Source organism: Acinetobacter sp. Leaf130 (genome assembly GCF_001423205.1).
Taxonomy (GTDB): Bacteria; Pseudomonadota; Gammaproteobacteria; order Pseudomonadales; family Moraxellaceae; genus Acinetobacter; species Acinetobacter calcoaceticus.
Genome location: NZ_LMOE01000001.1, coordinates 659,535 through 677,146, shown reverse-complemented (window position 1 = coordinate 677,146; position 17,612 = coordinate 659,535). Strand labels below are relative to the sequence as shown.

Sequence of the window (17,612 nt, the reverse complement as noted above, 5' to 3'; positions counted from 1 at the left end):
ATTTATCCGCTTAATTTCAAATACAGATCAATAATCAGGATGATCGACATGACTTATGATATTAAAAGCATGGCTGTGATTGGTGTAGGTATTATGGGCAGCGGTATTGCTCAAATTGCTGCACAATCAGGACATACCACTTATTTATATGATGCTAAGGCAGGTGCAGCAGAACAAGCAAAAGAACAACTTGCTGCTACATTTCAAAAGTTAGTCGACAAAAATAAAATTACGGCTGAACAAGCAGCATCGGCAAATAGTCATTTAATTGTTGCGCAACAAATTGAAGATTTAAAAGATTGCGACTTGATTATTGAAGCTATTGTTGAACGTCTAGATATCAAACAAAGTTTGATGCAACAACTTGAAGAGGTTGTTTCCGAAAATACCATCCTAGCTTCCAACACATCTTCTCTTTCGATCACAGCAATTGCTGCAAACTGTAAAAAACCTGAACGTGTGGTGGGCTACCATTTCTTTAACCCTGTTCCACTCATGAAAGTGGTGGAGGTCATTCGAGGTTTAAAAACCGATCCACTTATTATCGACGCTTTAAATAGCTTGTCTCGTGCATTCGGCCACCGCCCTGTAGTTGCGAAGGACACACCAGGATTTATTATTAATCATGCTGGACGAGCTTACGGAACTGAAGCTTTAAAAATTCTAAATGAAAATGTCTGCGACATTAGTGAAATTGACCGAATTTTACGTGACGGTGTTGGTTTTAGAATGGGACCTTTCGAGCTAATGGATTTAACGGGGCTTGACGTTTCTCATCCTGTTATGGAGTCGATTTACCATCAATACTATGAAGAAGCACGCTACAAACCTAACCCGTTAACCAAACAAATGTTGGAGGCTAAACAACTCGGACGCAAGGTTAATCAAGGTTTTTATAATTATGAAACCGGTTCAAAAACAGGTGAACAACCCGCCAAGTTTGTAGACCGTTTAGCGCAATATCCAAAAGTTTGGGTAGCAGCAGATTTCTCTGAAGATAAAACACAGCTTGAAGATTATTTAACTCAGCAAAATATTGCCTTAGATACTGGCTCTGCACCGCAATCAGACAGTTTATGTTTACTCGCTTGTTACGGCGAAGACACAACTCAAGCAGCTATACGCCTAGGCGTTAATCCTGAGCAAGCTGTTGCTATAGACATGTTATATGGCATTGCAAAACATCGCACATTAATGCCTTCACTTGTCACAAAAGCTGACTACCGTCAGGCAGCTCACTCTATTTTCAATTTAGATGGAAATACGGTCAGCATGATTGCTGAAAGTATCGGCTTTGTTGCTCAGCGTGTTTTAGCCATGGTCATTAATTTAGGCTGCGATATTGCACAGCAAAATATTGCAACTGTAGATGATATTAATGCGGCAGTGCGTCTTGGTTTAGGCTACCCATTTGGCCCAATTGAGTGGGGCGACCAAATAGGTAGTCAAAAAATCTTACTCATTCTCAACCGTATAACAGCACTTACCCATGACCCGCGCTATCGCCCTAGCCCATGGTTACAACGTCGCGTCGCGCTTAATTTACCTCTCACTTTTACTCACGAGTCTTGAAAAGGAATTTCTCAATGTTAAATGCTTATATCTATGATGGTTTACGTAGCCCAATTGGTCGCCATGCAGGTGAACTTGCCTCAATTCGTCCAGATGATTTAGCAGCGACAGTCATTCAAAAGTTACTTGAAAAAACTGGTGTTCCAGGTGCTGATATTGAAGATGTAATTTTGGGTGATACCAACCAAGCAGGTGAAGATAGCCGTAATGTTGCGAGAAACGCGCTTTTACTTGCAGATTTACCTGTCACTGTACCCGGTCAAACTGTAAACCGTTTATGTGCTAGTGGTTTAGGTGCGGTAATTGACTCCGCACGTGCTATTACTTGTGGTGAAGGTGAATTATATATTGCAGGTGGCGTAGAAAGTATGTCTCGTGCACCCTTTGTGATGGGTAAAGCCGAAAGTGCTTATAGCCGTGATGCTAAAATTTATGACACCACGATTGGCTCTCGTTTTCCGAATAAAAAAATTATTGCCCAGTACGGCGGTCACTCAATGCCTGAAACGGGCGATAATGTTGCTGCCGACTTTGGTATTACACGAGAGCAAGCCGATTTATTTGCAGCTCAGTCACAAGCCAAATATCAAAAAGCCAAAGAAGAAGGTTTCTTTGCGGGTGAAATCACCCCAATTGAGGTTTTCCAAGGCAAAAAGCTACCACCAAAACTGGTTTCTGAAGATGAACACCCTCGCCCAAGCTCGACTGTTGAAGCACTTACGAAATTAAAACCATTGTTTGAAGGTGGTGTAGTGACTGCTGGGAATGCTTCAGGCATTAATGACGGCGCTGCGGCACTCCTGATTGGTTCAGAAGCCGCCGGTCAAAAATATGGCTTAAAGCCTATGGCAAAAATATTGTCAGCAGCAGCAGCTGGTATTGAACCACGTATTATGGGGGCCGGCCCTATCGAAGCCATTAAAAAAGCAGTTGCACGTGCAGGGCTGACTTTAGATGACATGGATATTATTGAAATTAATGAAGCTTTTGCCTCACAAGTGTTATCTTGCTTAAAAGGCTTAAATGTTGATTTTAATGATCCTCGCGTAAATCCAAATGGCGGTGCGATTGCTATTGGTCATCCACTTGGTGCTTCTGGTGCCCGTCTTGCTTTAACTGTGGCACGCGAACTCATTCGTCGTAAAAAGAAATATGCTGTCGTAAGCCTATGTATTGGTGTGGGTCAAGGCCTCGCTATGGTGATTGAAAACGTTTCATAATTACCAAACCAGATATCCATTCATCACAACAGCGCAGTGATGAATGGATTTATTTTGCAGAGCGAAATATAATAGCAAAACTTTGCTTTATTATATTTGAGGATCGAATGTCTCAGAATTCAAAAACTGAACAACCAATAAATTTTGATGAGATACGCCTAGATCCTATTTCACATATTCATCGGGAAAATAACCCTCAATTTATCGCTTCCTTAGCGCGTGGTTTAGAACTTTTACGCTGCTTTTCTGCAAATAATCAGGTACTTGGAAATCAAGAACTTGCAAAAATGACAGGTTTACCTAAACCGACTATTGCACGTATTACCAATACCCTTGTGTCATTAGGTTATTTAAAACAATTGCCTAATTCGACCAAATATACCCTAGACATTGGTGTTTTATCTTTAGGATATGCAGCATTGTCGAATATTTCTATCCGTACTATTGCTCATCAATATATGGAAGAGATGAGTCAACATGTGCAAGCCCCTGTGGCAATGGCAACACGTGACAGATTAAATATGGTGTATATCGATGTGGTACAAATTGAAACTGCATTAAATATGCGCCGTCCAATTGGTTCAACTTTGCCACTTCATAGTAGCTCAATGGGAAGAGCATGCTTAGCGGCGACTCCTGAACGTGAACGCAATTTTTTACTTGATGCGCTTAAACAAAAGAACGCTGAAAACTGGCCTGCCATCAAACGCTCTTTAGAACGAGCTTTCCGAGATTATCAAGATTACGGATATTGTTTGTCTTTAGGTGAATGGCATAAAGAAGTGAACTCGGTCGCTGTACCTTTAGTCAGCTCTAAACACGGTCTTTATGTATTTAACTGTGGTGCGCCAAGTTTCCATTTAAATCCGGAAAAACTTGAAGGTGAAATTGGACCACGTTTAATCCATATGGTGCACAATATTCAAGATGCTTTGAATGAAACGCACTGACAGTGAATGAATTCATTCTAAACAATAGTGATAGGCTTATTGTATAACCATCTACAGTTCATTTTCCATAAGCTATATAAAATTATAGCTATATAATGAAGTATAACCCAATTCAAATTATTAATTTTATTGGGATTTGCATAAAGCCTATGATTATTTATAAATTTAGATAAAATTGATTTAACTTCGGATCTATTTTCCTTTTGATGTAATATGCCACTATCTTTCCAAATCAAGTGAGATTGAGGAATTTTTATAATTGATTAAAGCTTATTTAATAGATTCACCAACTACAGGATTTCTCAAAACTCATAAGTACAGAAAATCAATTAAGCTATTAATTTTATTTAAAAAATAATATTTAATTACGAATTTTATTTAAAAAAACTTAACCACAGATAATTTTAAGAAAAAGTTAATAATTCACTACAATAATAAAAACAAACAATATAATTAAATATACATTTAAATTTAACTTAATATTTAATAAAACTCAAAAAAGACTCAATATATTAACTTTATTTAAAATATAAATTTTTCAAACAAAATACTTGCATTATTAAAAAAATAAAAGTATTTTTCAGTAGCCAAAAATTAATTATTACCATTCTATAATTTAACTTTCCATGGAGATTATATAAATACTTATAATTACAAAAGAATCTTTAAATAATTATTTCTTCGTATATTGACTTCAAGATATGGAGATTTCTAACAAATAAAGCTGCTACATAGAGTATCTATAATGGTTAAACCTAATCAGGAAAAAATTAAAAATTCAGAACCTACATTTCTTCCTATTCCTAATGTTATATTAAAAGATATATATCTTGAGGACCGCCAATGGTTTACTAAATTAGTTCATCTTGAAGAAGTTTATCCATATCTGGAAATTATTTGGAAAAATTTAGATTTTTTATTGTCAAAAAAAGTTGAAAGTAACCCTAAAAATCTATCATATGCTCTTACTGAAAGTCAGTTTAGTAGTAATGTAGATATACTAAGAAATCCAAGTGAATATATTAATATATTAAAAAACAAAGCATATTATCAATTTTTTTATACTCAATTTAGCCCTTTATTTAAGACAATTGGTAGTTGGCTTACAGGTATATCCTCTATTAATTATGCATGGAAAGAAGAAGGTGGAATACTACTTAAAATTCATGCAGACATGGTTGGGAATGGAAATGTTTCTCATAGTTTGTCGCATCAATTTGAGTTAGGAGCCAATACAGTAGGCTTAAGTTTTCCTGATGTATTTAACAATAGCTTTACACACAATCTTAATATTCAAGAGTATGCCTTTAATCTTCCAGTATTCTTACTCAGCATTGCTCAATTTCCAGAAAAATTATATCCAGAGTCTTTAGGTGTTAATTTGGCAATGGCCCAATATATAGATAACTTAAGTTTAATCAACCAATACGATAAAAATATTTTCGGCCATTTAAAACAACAAAATTTCACTAAAAATTCTATTTTAGCAATTAATCAATATATTAAAAATAATGATGCATTAGACAAAATAAATAATGGCTATAACACAACATTAAATATTATTAGAAGATTTGAAGACTATATATTTTCAGACTTAGCCGATCATAAAAAATTTAGTAATAATACAGCTATGCTCTCTTTAATCCAGAAGTTAGGAAAATATGGTCATGGATACCATAAACGGGGCAAGTTATCTGATAAACCAATTGATGATTGGCTTGTATCAGGTAATTTTTCTCCAGAGCATCTCCTTAATGCTTTAGCTTCTTCCAAATACATATCACCTGGTCAACCTGATAAAAGTACTTTTGTAAAACTTATCAAACATCCTAAAGGAGCAATGTTTGGTGTATTTTCAGAACAAGATATTAAGATAGTGGAAACATGGATTAAAGATTTAGATAATTATGATATTACGCAAACTAATTTTTTTATTAGCGACTGCAAGAATAAAAGTAATTCCATACCTATTAAATATTTGGATGAAGAAATAATAGTCCAAGCGAATCTTAAAGCTTTAAATAAATATAGCAATTTTACCCTCCAAGAACTGTATCCACTATTTTTACATGCTGGATGTTATCCAGATGTATTACCTACAGCAAAACATTTTGCTCAAAATTGGCTTACAGCACATGAACAAGCTTTAAAAAAAGAGGGACTACCATTTTATCCATATAGTCATGAACAACTAAATAAATGGCTAGATGTTCAACATCTCCACCAAGTAAATAGTTATATTCCCTTAGAAGGAATACCTAAAGAAAGCCGAGAAGATATTATTAATGATGCCATAAGCTTAGCTCCATTAACCCTAATTGATGGTGCATGGCTTCGTAATACCTCGATTCCTGCACGGGTCAGCACATATATTGGAAGATTACAATATCGAACACTGCTTGATGAACTCGGAGGTGGAGATATAAGTTTTCACCATGGGAATATCTATAAACAATTATTAGAAAGTATGGAAATAGATATTGGGAAATTTACTGATAAAAAATTTGCCACTTCTATCTTATTTGATGAAGACGACCTCAAAGTACCGCTTTTTTGGCTGGCTATATCTTTATTTCCCAATTCGTTTTTGCCTGAGACTCTTGGATTGAATTTGGCAATGGAGCTTTCTGGTGTTGGCGGGGAGTATCGTCGATCTGGCGATATTCTACGTTATTACGGTTTTAGCTCACTGTTCACTAGTCTTCATAACACTATCGACAATGTGGTAACAGGACATTCAGCTTGGGCTATAGATGCGATCCAACACCACCTCGACAATATTCTTCAACATGGTGGCGAACAAGCAAGAGAACAACATTGGGAACGTATATGGATAGGTTACCGTTCACTTAGCCATCCACCGAAAGATAATTGGTTCCGAAGCACTATGAACCATCTTCTACACCATACTTTCAAAAAAGCACTTAATAGAAAGGATAAGTAATGAATTATAATTTTTTATCTTTTGTTCTAACAGCATTAGTAATTAATTTAGCACCCGGCCCTGCTATGTTTTATGTAATGAATCAATCATTAAAATATGGAGTAAAAGCAGGGTTAAAAGCAGCAGCAGGAGTTGAATTTGGCGTATTCTTCTATGTTTTATTATCAGCATTTGGATTAATGTTTATCTTTCAACAAATTCCACTGCTATACAAAACTATTCAATTCATTGGCGCATTATATCTACTATATCTAGCTTATTTATCTTGGCCTAGACGTAAATCAACAGAAAGTCCTAATGTTCTTTCACAGGATTCTACAGAATCAGCCCGCTACTCATTTAGCAAAGGAATGTTGATTAATTTGTCTAACCCCAAGATTGGGCTCTTCTTTGTTAGCTTGTTACCGCAATTTGTACCTTCGAGTTCTCATCCAGCTTGGCTGTATTTCCTCTTATATGGGCTAATTTTCAATTTTGGCGGTATCTGTGTGAATATGACCGTTGGTGTAATGGCTCGCAAATTAAAATCCATTATAAAAAGAGCATCATGGTTTGATTATATTCCGCCACTCCTATTCTTATCTATTGCTATTTTAACTATTACACGGGAGGGATTATGAGTTACATTCTAGGTATTTCTGCTTTTTATCATGATAGTGCTATTACCTTACTTAAAAATGGTGAGATCATATGTGCATTACAAGAAGAACGTTTTTCTCGCGTTAAACAAGATAATCGCTTTCCCCGCCAAGCATTGCTTGCTTGTTTTAAGCAAGCAGGAATTACTCTTAAAGATATATCTTATATTGCTTATTATGAAGATCCTGAAATTAAATTTGAACGAATATATACCACTTATAAAAACAACTTTCCAAAAGGTGCCTTAAGCTTTGCAAAACAATATAAGCGATTTGTTGCTAGAAAAAATATTATTTCCCTTATAAAAAGCGAGCTTACAGCTATTTTTCAAGAGCAGACTTTACCCCCATTCTATATTTGTCAACACCATCAAAGTCATGCTGCATCAGCCTTCTATCCATCACCATATACCAATGCTGCTGTACTCTGTGTTGATGGTGTTGGGGAATGGTCGACCACTACAGCTTGGCATGGTTACGGTACAGAGTTACGCCCTTTATTTGATATTCGGTTTCCCCATTCTCTAGGGTTACTATATTCTGCCTTTACCTATTACTGCGGCTTCAAGGTGGATTCAGGTGAATATAAACTAATGGGACTTGCCCCCTATGGTACACCTCGTTATGTCGATATTATTTTAAAAAATCTAATTACAATTAATGATGATGGTAGCTTTTACTTAAATCGTGAATATTTTGATTATGAAGTCGGGAATCGCATGATCACCGATAAATTCGAAGTATTGTTTGGGGGAGCAGCTCGAGAGCCTGAAAGTATTATTACAGAGAAGGAGATGGATCTCGCTGCGTCAATACAAGTTGTTACTGAAGAGGTTATGTTGAAGCTAGCAAAGAAAATTAAGTCTCTTACTCAGGCTGAGAATCTTTGTCTGGCTGGTGGTGTTGCCCTTAACTGTGTAGCAAATGGTAAATTGTTACGCTCCGATTTATTTAAGAATATTTTTGTTCAGCCAGCCTCTGGTGACTCAGGTGGATCACTTGGGGCAGCATATCTATGTTATTACAAGCAAATACAAGGAACCAGAAAAGTTAATGAGTTCAGTGACCATATGCAAGGTGCTTATCTTGGTAATGCATATAAAAACTCTGAAATTAAAGAAGCCTTAAATCAATGGGGTGCTAACTACCAATACCTTGATGAGAATACATTATTACAAAAAACAGCAGAACTATTAGCGAATGATAAAGTAATTGGTTGGTTCCAAGGACGGATGGAGTTTGGCCCTCGTGCGCTGGGAGGCCGTTCTATATTGGGGAATCCTCAATCAGAGACAATGCAAAGTGTTATGAATCTAAAGATTAAGAATCGTGAATCATTTCGTCCATTTGCACCTGCTGTACTAGCTGAAGCTGCAGCGCAATGGTTTGATCTCAATTGTTCTTCACCTTATATGTTAATAGTTGCTCCCATACATCCTAATAAACGTAGAACAGTTAAAAATGAAAAAAATTACTCTGGTATAGAAAAATTAAAACTTAGCCGTTCTGAAATCCCAGCTGTAACTCACGTTGATTTTTCAGCTAGGATCCAAACTGTAGATGGACAACATAATAAACGCTTCAGGCAATTAATAAGTAAGTTTTCCACAATTACAGGTTGCCCGATATTAATAAATACTTCGTTTAATGTCCGAGGAGAACCTATTGTTGAAAGCCCAACTGATGCATATCGGTGCTTTATGCGAACAGAAATGGATGGCTTGGTTATTGGTGACTTTCTTTTAATAAAAACTGAACAACCTGAATGGCAAGAGAAAACCGATTGGAGAAAAGAATATGCCCTTGACTGATAAACCTATACTCAACCATAAACAAGCCGTTCAAGAAGTCTATCGATGGACTCCTCAAATTATTGATTATGACAGTTTTATGCATATAGGAGCCCGATGGGTGCCCTATACAATGTATTTCCATGAAAAGAACTTTCGTTCTGAAGCAATTAATACTGATTCATTAGGGTTTCGCTATAGCCTTTTAAATGGGAAACGTTTTTCTGTTGCTGAGCGTCCATCAAATGGTCGCGTAAACTTATTAGTCGGTGGGTCTACTGCATTAGGTGTTGGAGCTACTTGTGATGAAAATACAGTTGCATCCCGTTTGAGTGAGATTACTGGAGAACGATGGTTGACTTTCGCAGGGCGTGGCTATAATGCAACTCAAGAACTACTCTTATACTTAATGAATCAACAACAAGTTGGAGAGATTGGTCATGTTGTAGTCTTTAGTGGCATGAATACTCTTGCTTTAGAAGGTATCCCAGATGAGTTTGCAAGTGAATATGGACGTTATTATTACTCTTTCGAATTCCAACATTACATGAATAAATTTAATGAGGATATGAAACGCAAAAAAGATTCTTTTGATACAGCAAATGGGGATTCATTTTTTCAACGTTGCAAAAAAGCATTTTCCAAAAGTAATCCAGCAGATGAAATCATCACAGATGCAGGTGTTTCATTAGATGAGCGATTAATTCGTGCGGCGGATGCCATCACGATTGCTTTACAGCAATGGAAACTGTTACTAGCAGCTCATGGAGCATCTCTAACATTTATTCTCCAACCTTTATCACATTGGTGTCGAGATTTTCTTACTCCTGAGGAGGATGCTGTATTTCATGCTATAGAAAGTTGCCCTAATAATTTCTATCGGTTATTCAGTGGAGTTTTAGGAAAAGAGGTTCATATCCCATTCTTTACTCATATCCAGAATAGGGCTAATGGCATACCCTGTTTTGATATGAATGAATTGTTAAGAGATTCTCCAGCATTTAATGACACGATTTTTGTTGATCGTGTGCACTTTAATGACCTTGGCAATGACCAATTGGCCCAAATTATTTCAGCAAAACTATAAAACTATTTTAAAAGGAGAAGCAAATGAGAATCATCAAAAATATTTTAAATTTATTTAAACGGAAGAAAAAGAAAAAAGGAGGTTCTATCTATCCGTTACGTTGAAATAAACTTCACAGAATGAAAAAATTCTCTAATAAAATTTATAAAATAATGCCCATTTAGCTTTCTAGATGGGCATTTTTAATTTTAAGTGGGAATAAATAAAATTCTATAAAAGCCCTAATAAACGTCCACGAATAATATCTTCTGCGTCTTTGACAATTCGGCTGACCAATTCATCACAGGTCGGAATATCATGAATTAAACTTGCAACTAACCCACATGACCATGCTCCGGCATTTACATCGCCATCTATCATGACTTTAGGATAAACCCCTGCAACCTCTTCAATAATATCTTCAAATTTAATGTTGTCGCCAAGCGCTTTTTCTTTCGCTACAATTTTTTCGACGGCCACATTATTCAGCACGCGCTCGGTATTGCGTAAAGCTCGCATAATTAAACGGGTATCTCTTTCAGTTGCATTCAGAATCGCCTGTTTCACATTTGCATGTACTGGGGCTTCTTGAGTTGCAATAAAACGCGTTCCCATATTAATTCCATCTGCCCCCATGGCTAAAGCTGCCGCGAGTGAGCGTCCATCCACCATCCCGCCTGAAGCAACAAATGGAATTTCTAATGCATCGGCTGCTAAAGGCAATAGAATCATATTCGGTACATCATCTTCACCAGGGTGCCCACCACACTCAAAACCATCTACAGAAACTGCATCGCATCCAATTTGCTGAGCTTTTAGGCTATGTCGAACAGATGTACATTTATGAATAACTTTAATTCCAGCAGCCTTTAAATAAGGCATGACTTGTTCAGGATTACGACCCGCTGTTTCTACAACTTTTACTCCGCCCTTAATAATTGCTTCTACAAAACCCGGATAATCTGGTGTATTTACGGTAGGCAAGAAAGTTAAATTTACGCCAAAAGGTTTATCAGTCATTTCTCGACAGCGCGCAATTTCTTTTGCTAGATTTTCAGGTGTTCTTTGCGTCAGGCCAGTAATAATGCCTAATCCACCTGCATTTGAAACCGCAGCAGCAAGCTCCGCAAAACCGACATAATGCATACCGCCTTGAATAATCGGGTGCTCGATTTCAAATAATTCTGTAATTTTCGTCTTCATATTATTTCCACTCACTTTTTATATACCTAGCTTCTGATTTCCTTAGCATGTCTAGGTACTTTATTACCAATAAATCCTGTAAACATTTCTAAACTTACAAAACCTAAAATTTCACAATACAAAACTCCATACCACAATATAAAACAAATTAATTGATAATGGAATTTGTTTTCGATAGGATCATCTTATTAATTTAAAGTTTTAATTTCAAATCTGTCTAAGAATATTTGGTTTGAATCAACAATAAAGCGAATATTTTTCAAATAGTTAAACAAAAGGAATGAATGATGCAGCAGGATGATATGAGTCAAAATAAATTGACAATAAGTGTGATTAAGCAACATTTAGATAAAAATATACTCACACTAACGATGAGCAATCCCACCAAAAAGAATGCGATTAATTATGAAATGTATTCTGCACTCAGTCAGGCATTAGATGAGGCAGCAATCAATGAAGAAGTTCATGTTGTTATACTCACAGGCGAAGGGTCTGCATTTACCAGCGGCAATGACGTAAATGCATTCGAAACGCGTAATACAACCAGTACCGAACCACCCTCTTCAATTGTGTTTCTAAAAAGCTTAGCAACGTTTCCAAAGCCGATTATTGCTAAAGTAAATGGTGTGGCAATTGGTATTGGCAGCACCATGCTTTTACATTGTGACCTCGTATATGCAAGTCAAAATTCTATTTTTCAGTTTCCTTTTGTGAATCTCGGACTTGTGCCTGAAGCAGGTTCTAGTTACATCTTACCGAGATTATTAGGGTTCGCTCGAGCTTCTGAAATTATTTTACTGGGCGAGAAATTTTCGGCGCAACAAGCTAAAAATTATGGTTTAGTAAATAACGTATGCGAAGAAAACGAGCTTGATCAATTTGTTGAAGATACGGCAACCAAACTCGCAAATAAACCAACTCAAGCTTTACAGCTCAGCAAAAAATTATTAAGAGATATGCCTATTGATGATCTATTAAATCGTATTGATCATGAGTCGACTATTTTTTCTCATTGTTTGCAAGGTGAAGAATTTAAAGAAGCTCTAAGCGCCTTCAAAGAAAAAAGAAAACCGAACTTTCATAAGCACGTCATTTGAAATATAACTTATGAAAAAGGCCAGCAATCAATATCTTTGCTGGCCTTTTTGATTTTTTAATTCAGTACAATTAACTAATCTCAGTACGAATGTTATTCACCATATGTAAGAGACGTGGTGCAATATCTTCTTCAAGTTTTTCTCGGTTCATAATAAAACTTGGACCACCACAGTTGAACACCAGCAAACCATGTTGTTCATGAATCAGTGGAACTGCAACTGAGTTCACATCTTTATGCCATTCGCCAATTGAAAAACAATATCCAAAATCTTGGTAGTCTTTAAAAGCTTTGTCTAAATCACGATTAATCTTGATCCAGTCTTCTTTGTGCTTGGTACGAATCGCATCAAGCAAAAACTCTCTTTCATCTTCAGGCATTGCAGCTAAACATGCACGGCCCATCGAACTTAAATGAATGGGTAAATAAGTTCCGACCTGACGGCGCATGGTCATATTTCCTTTACCTTGTACCACGTCAAGATAAATCATATTGAGTCGATCACGTGTTGCCATTGCGACCGCAGCGCCAGCATAGTCTGCCAGATTTTTCATATATGGATGAGCAATAGAACGAATCGACACGTTAGAAAGCATCGAGTAACCAAAAGCAAGAACCCCAACTGAAAGTTGAAATTTGCTCGAATTTGGGACTTGTTTGATATAACCCAAACGAGACAAAGTGTGCGTTAGACGAGTAATGGTTGGCTTAGGTAAACCCGTCATTTGTGCGAGCTCTTGGTTTCCTAAATGCTGATGTTTTGGGGTAAAACAACGTAAGAGCTCTAAACCACGGGCTAATGCAGTAATAAATTGGCGATCATTTTCATCCTGCATGTCTTGAATCGGATGTAATAATTCATGTCTTAAAGGCGCTAATAATTTTTCTGTTTGCTCTGCATCTACTGCATCATTCATATCTATACCAATCCATATTTTGTTTCGCACTGCGAAAATTATAATCTATTTTTTCTATAAATAGCAAAAAAGCAAACGTCCGAGTCTGCATCTAAAATATAACTTGATTTAAACCCTTCAAGCGAAAGGCTAAATATTTTATTTTCTAATTTTAACCTTCCGCTTTTAAGCCAGCTTACGCAATCACGCCTTTTTGCTTAAGCTCATCTAATTTTTCCACAGAAACGATTCGACCTAGAACCACTTGTGTATGTTCGCCCAATAAAGGAGGAGCTGTTTTGTACTCAACAGGGGTTCTTGAAAGTTTGATTGGCGAACCAATTACCTTCAATTTTTCACGTTGCGGGTGATTCATCTCGACCAACATTTCTCGGGCAATGACTTGTGGCTCTTGAAAAGCTTGTTCCAAGTTATTGATTACACCTACGGGAACTTTAGCAGCATAAATCGCATCTACCCATTCATCTGCAGTTTTAGTTAAGAAATGGTTTGATAAAATTTCGATAATTTCATCACGGTGTTTAATTCGGTCTGCATTTCGGGCAAAACGCGCATCATTGGGTAAATCGGGTAACCCAATACTTCTACAGAGCTGAATAAACTGAGTGTCATTTCCACACGCGATAATAAAATCACGATCAGAAGCTTTAAATACTTGGTAAGGCACAATATTGGCGTGTGCATTGCCATAACGCTTAGGGATGTTACCTGATGAAAGATAATTCATTCCCTGATTTGCCATAGTCGCAATTTGGACATCAAGCAAAGCCATGTCAATGTATTGTCCTAAACCCGTCACATGACGATTAAGTAAAGCAGCTTGAATGGCTATCGTAGAATAAAGTCCTGTAGCTAAATCAGAAAAGGCCACACCTACTTTTTGGGGGCCACCGCCCGGTAAATCATCACGCTCACCTGTGACTGACATCAGTCCGCCCATTCCCTGAATAATAAAGTCGTAACCAGGTTCTTCAGCTCTTGGGCCATTTTGACCAAAACCTGTAATTGAGCAATACACCAATTTCGGGTTAATTGCAGATAAAGACTCGTAATCCAAACCGTATTTTTTCAAAGAACCTGCTTTATAGTTCTCAATCACCACATCTGTGTCTTGAATTAAAGCTTTAATCAATTCTTGACCATCAGGGCTGGCAATATCGATGGCAACCGATAGTTTATTGCGGTTTGTAGACTGATAATAAGCAGCCTCTTGAGTATCAAACCCAGAGTCATCCTTCATCCAAGGTGGTCCCCACGAACGAGTATCGTCACCGACTTTGGGTCTTTCAATTTTGATGACCTCTGCACCTAAATCGGCCAGCGTCTGTCCACACCAAGGCCCAGCCAATACCCGACTTAAGTCAAGCACCCGAATTCCATTTAAAGCACCCATCTTCATCCCACTCTATCTGGTGATTCATTTCCTATAGGGAAATTTATCCATTTAAAATTTCGCATAGCGATATATATTTTTAATATACACACCTCATTTTAAAAATCAAACTTTAATTTTCCACTAAAAATGATGAATTTTTATAAGAAAATATAGCTTAAATAAATCAATAAATTAGCCAATCAAATACCAACAACAATATATCGCATTGCGAAATTAATTTTCAAAATATATTGTTTTGCGTTCATCCTTTGATTACTATCGCTTCAAATATTGATGATTTTACGAACATCGAATTGATGTTCTTAGCATGTAGTAAAAGGATGAGACTATGATTCGAGATCAGGAAACACTAAATCAACTTGTTGATATGATTCGACAATTTGTTGAAGGTGTATTAATTCCTAATGAGAATGAAGTCGCTGCAACGGATGAAATTCCTCAAGATATTATTGATCAAATGAAAGCGCTGGGCTTATTCGGTTTAACCATTCCTGAAGAGTACGAAGGCCTTGGCCTAACGATGGAAGAAGAAGTCTATGTTGCTTTTGAATTAGGACGGACCTCTCCTGCTTTTCGTTCTCTGATTGGTACCAATAACGGCATTGGTTCAAGTGGTCTGATTATTGACGGTACTGAAACTCAAAAATCATTTTTCTTGCCACGTTTAGCTCGCGGTGAAGTAATCAGTTCTTTTTGCTTAACTGAACCCGATGCTGGTTCTGATGCTGCATCTTTAAAGACTAGTGCCGTAAAAGATGGAGACTTTTATATTTTAAATGGCACCAAACGCTTTATTACCAATGCTCCTCATGCTGGCGTATTTACAGTAATGGCACGCACAAGTTCTGATATTAAGGGTGCTGGTGGTATTTCTGCTTTTATTGTCGACAGCCAAACCCCAGGTATTTCTCTGGGCAAACGTGATAAAAAAATGGGGCAAAAAGGCGCTCACACTTGTGATGTGATTTTTGAAAATTGTCGTATTCCTGCTTCTGCATTGATTGGTGGAGTTGAAGGCGTTGGCTTTAAAACCGCCATGAAAGTGCTTGATAAGGGTCGATTGCATATCGCGGCGTTAAGTGTTGGGGCCGCGACAAGAATGCTAGATGACTCTTTAAAGTACGCCATCGAACGTAAGCAATTTGGGCAACCCATTGCCGAATTCCAACTTATTCAAGCCATGCTCGCCGACTCCAAAGCCGAGATTTATGCAGCTAGATGCATGGTCTTAGACGCTGCACGTCTACGTGATGCAGGACAAAACGTCAGCACTGAAGCTTCCTGCGCAAAAATGTTTGCGACCGAAATGTGTGGTCGAGTCGCTGATCGCTGCGTACAGATCCATGGCGGTGCAGGTTACATCAGTGAATATGCGATTGAACGTTTTTATCGAGATGTTCGTCTGTTCCGCCTCTATGAAGGGACCACTCAAATTCAACAAGTGATTATTGCCCGAAACATGATTCGCGCTGCGTCTTAATCAAATTTTAAGCACTTTAAAACGACTTGAAGTGCTTTCAATCAAATGTAGGTAATGGATTATGGCTACAAATTACAAAGAAAGTCTTTCACGTATACAGCCTCATACTTGGAAAATTGCATTTATTTTTGCATTTCTAGCGCTATTGGTTGATGGTGCAGATTTGATGCTGCTGTCTTATAGCTTAAATAGTATTAAGGCAGATTTCGGATTAAGTTCGGTACAAGCCGGTATGCTCGGTAGTTTTACTTTAGCAGGTATGGCTGTTGGTGGAATTTTTGGCGGTTGGGCATGCGATAAATTTGGTCGCGTCCGCATTGTGGTTATTTCTATTTTAATTTTCTCACTCCTCACCTGTGGCTTAGGTTTTACTCAGAGCTTTCTTCAATTCGGTATTTTAAGATTTTTTGCCTCACTTGGACTTGGCTCGCTCTACATTGCGTGTAATACATTGATGGCCGAATATGTCCCGACACGTTACCGCACAACCGTACTTGGAACTTTACAAGCGGGTTGGACGGTTGGATATATTGTTGCAACATTACTTGCAGGTTGGATTATTCCAGATCATGGCTGGCGCATGCTGTTCTACGTTGCGATTATTCCCGTCATTATTGCCGTTTTAATGCATATTTTTGTACCAGAACCACAAGCATGGCAACAATCCCGACTACAACAACCTGTTGCGGCTCAAAACTCTCAGAAAACTTCGGCATTTAAACTTATTTTCCAAGATAAACAGAACCGTAATATGTTTATCCTTTGGGCACTAACCGCAGGTTTCTTACAGTTTGGCTATTATGGCGTAAATAACTGGATGCCTTCTTACCTAGAAAGTGAGTTAGGTATGAAGTTTAAAGAAATGACTGCCTATATGGTCGGTACTTATACCGCCATGATTTTAGGTAAAGTCCTTGCCGGCATGATGGCAGACAAACTAGGTCGTCGTTTTACCTATGCCTTTGGTGCCATTGGTACTGCTATTTTCTTACCACTTATTGTTTTTTATAACTCTCCAAGCAATATTTTATATTTACTCGTTACCTTCGGTTTCTTATACGGTATTCCTTACGGCGTAAATGCAACCTATATGACTGAAAGTTTTGCGACAGCCATCCGCGGTACAGCCATTGGCGGTGCTTATAATGTTGGTCGTCTTGGAGCGGCACTTGCCCCTGCCACAATTGGCTTCTTAGCGTCTGGTGGTTCTATTGGTTTAGGTTTTGTCGTAATGGGCGCTGCCTACCTGATTTGTGGCGTGATCCCCGCTCTATTCATTAAAGAAAAATTATACGACCCACAAAAGTCGTAAAGAGATCTATCACATAGGTCATGTGCCT

General features: G+C 37.5%; 13 protein-coding genes. 10 read left to right on the top strand and 3 right to left on the bottom strand.

Annotated elements, in window-relative coordinates; all coding sequences use genetic code 11:
- The first annotated feature begins 48 nt into the window (after nucleotides 1–48).
- The 7 genes from ASF86_RS02800 to ASF86_RS02770 all read left to right on the top strand — a co-directional run bounded on the left by ASF86_RS02800 (nucleotide 49) and on the right by ASF86_RS02770 (nucleotide 10,201).
- On the top strand, nucleotides 49–1,572 hold the full coding sequence (locus tag ASF86_RS02800; RefSeq protein ID WP_056479243.1) for a 3-hydroxyacyl-CoA dehydrogenase: 1,524 nt from the start codon (nucleotides 49–51) through the stop codon (nucleotides 1,570–1,572).
- A 14-nt stretch (nucleotides 1,573–1,586) separates the two neighbouring features.
- Nucleotides 1,587–2,792, top strand: coding sequence for a 3-oxoadipyl-CoA thiolase (locus ASF86_RS02795; RefSeq protein WP_056479240.1), 1,206 nt, complete (start codon nucleotides 1,587–1,589; stop codon nucleotides 2,790–2,792).
- A 107-nt stretch (nucleotides 2,793–2,899) separates the two neighbouring features.
- Nucleotides 2,900–3,742: an IclR family transcriptional regulator gene (locus tag ASF86_RS02790; protein ID WP_004642385.1), complete on the top strand. Its 843-nt coding sequence runs from the start codon at nucleotides 2,900–2,902 to the stop codon at nucleotides 3,740–3,742.
- Between the two features lie 745 nt (nucleotides 3,743–4,487).
- On the top strand, nucleotides 4,488–6,686 hold the full coding sequence (locus ASF86_RS02785; RefSeq protein WP_056479237.1) for an iron-containing redox enzyme family protein: 2,199 nt from the start codon (nucleotides 4,488–4,490) through the stop codon (nucleotides 6,684–6,686).
- Nucleotides 6,686–7,306, top strand: coding sequence for a LysE family translocator (locus tag ASF86_RS02780; protein ID WP_056479234.1), 621 nt, complete (start codon nucleotides 6,686–6,688; stop codon nucleotides 7,304–7,306). The genes ASF86_RS02785 and ASF86_RS02780 overlap by 1 nt, the downstream gene beginning before the upstream one ends.
- Entirely contained in the window at nucleotides 7,303–9,135 is a 1,833-nt protein-coding gene (locus ASF86_RS02775; RefSeq protein WP_056479231.1) for a carbamoyltransferase, read from the top strand. Before ASF86_RS02780 ends, ASF86_RS02775 begins: the two co-directional genes overlap by 4 nt.
- The gene (locus ASF86_RS02770) at nucleotides 9,122–10,201 is read left to right on the top strand and encodes a hypothetical protein (protein ID WP_056479227.1); all 1,080 of its coding nucleotides are present in this window, start codon (nucleotides 9,122–9,124) and stop codon (nucleotides 10,199–10,201) included. Before ASF86_RS02775 ends, ASF86_RS02770 begins: the two co-directional genes overlap by 14 nt.
- A gap of 210 nt (nucleotides 10,202–10,411) precedes the next feature.
- Here the strand turns inward: ASF86_RS02770 and ASF86_RS02765 are convergent, their stop codons facing one another.
- Nucleotides 10,412–11,383, bottom strand: a complete 972-nt coding sequence (locus ASF86_RS02765; protein WP_056479224.1) for an NAD(P)H-dependent flavin oxidoreductase — start codon at nucleotides 11,381–11,383, stop codon at nucleotides 10,412–10,414.
- 287 nt (nucleotides 11,384–11,670) lie between these two features.
- On the opposite strand from ASF86_RS02765, the gene ASF86_RS02760 reads away from it, so the two are divergent.
- Entirely contained in the window at nucleotides 11,671–12,480 is an 810-nt protein-coding gene (locus ASF86_RS02760; protein ID WP_056479221.1) for an enoyl-CoA hydratase, read from the top strand.
- A 70-nt stretch (nucleotides 12,481–12,550) separates the two neighbouring features.
- Here ASF86_RS02760 and ASF86_RS02755 read toward each other — a convergent pair whose 3' ends face one another.
- Nucleotides 12,551–13,396 carry an IclR family transcriptional regulator gene (locus ASF86_RS02755; protein ID WP_017389939.1) on the bottom strand — a complete coding sequence of 282 codons (846 nt, stop codon included), beginning with the start codon at nucleotides 13,394–13,396 and terminating at the stop codon, nucleotides 12,551–12,553.
- 175 nt (nucleotides 13,397–13,571) lie between these two features.
- Nucleotides 13,572–14,789 carry a CaiB/BaiF CoA transferase family protein gene (locus ASF86_RS02750; protein ID WP_056479218.1) on the bottom strand — a complete coding sequence of 406 codons (1,218 nt, stop codon included), beginning with the start codon at nucleotides 14,787–14,789 and terminating at the stop codon, nucleotides 13,572–13,574.
- 331 nt (nucleotides 14,790–15,120) lie between these two features.
- Here ASF86_RS02750 and ASF86_RS02745 point away from each other — a divergent pair, with 331 nt between their 5' ends.
- Nucleotides 15,121–16,272, top strand: a complete 1,152-nt coding sequence (locus ASF86_RS02745; protein ID WP_056479215.1) for an acyl-CoA dehydrogenase family protein — start codon at nucleotides 15,121–15,123, stop codon at nucleotides 16,270–16,272.
- A gap of 61 nt (nucleotides 16,273–16,333) precedes the next feature.
- Complete coding sequence (locus ASF86_RS02740) at nucleotides 16,334–17,584, top strand: MFS transporter (RefSeq protein WP_056479212.1); 1,251 nt, start codon at nucleotides 16,334–16,336, stop codon at nucleotides 17,582–17,584.
- Nucleotides 17,585–17,612 lie beyond the last annotated feature (28 nt).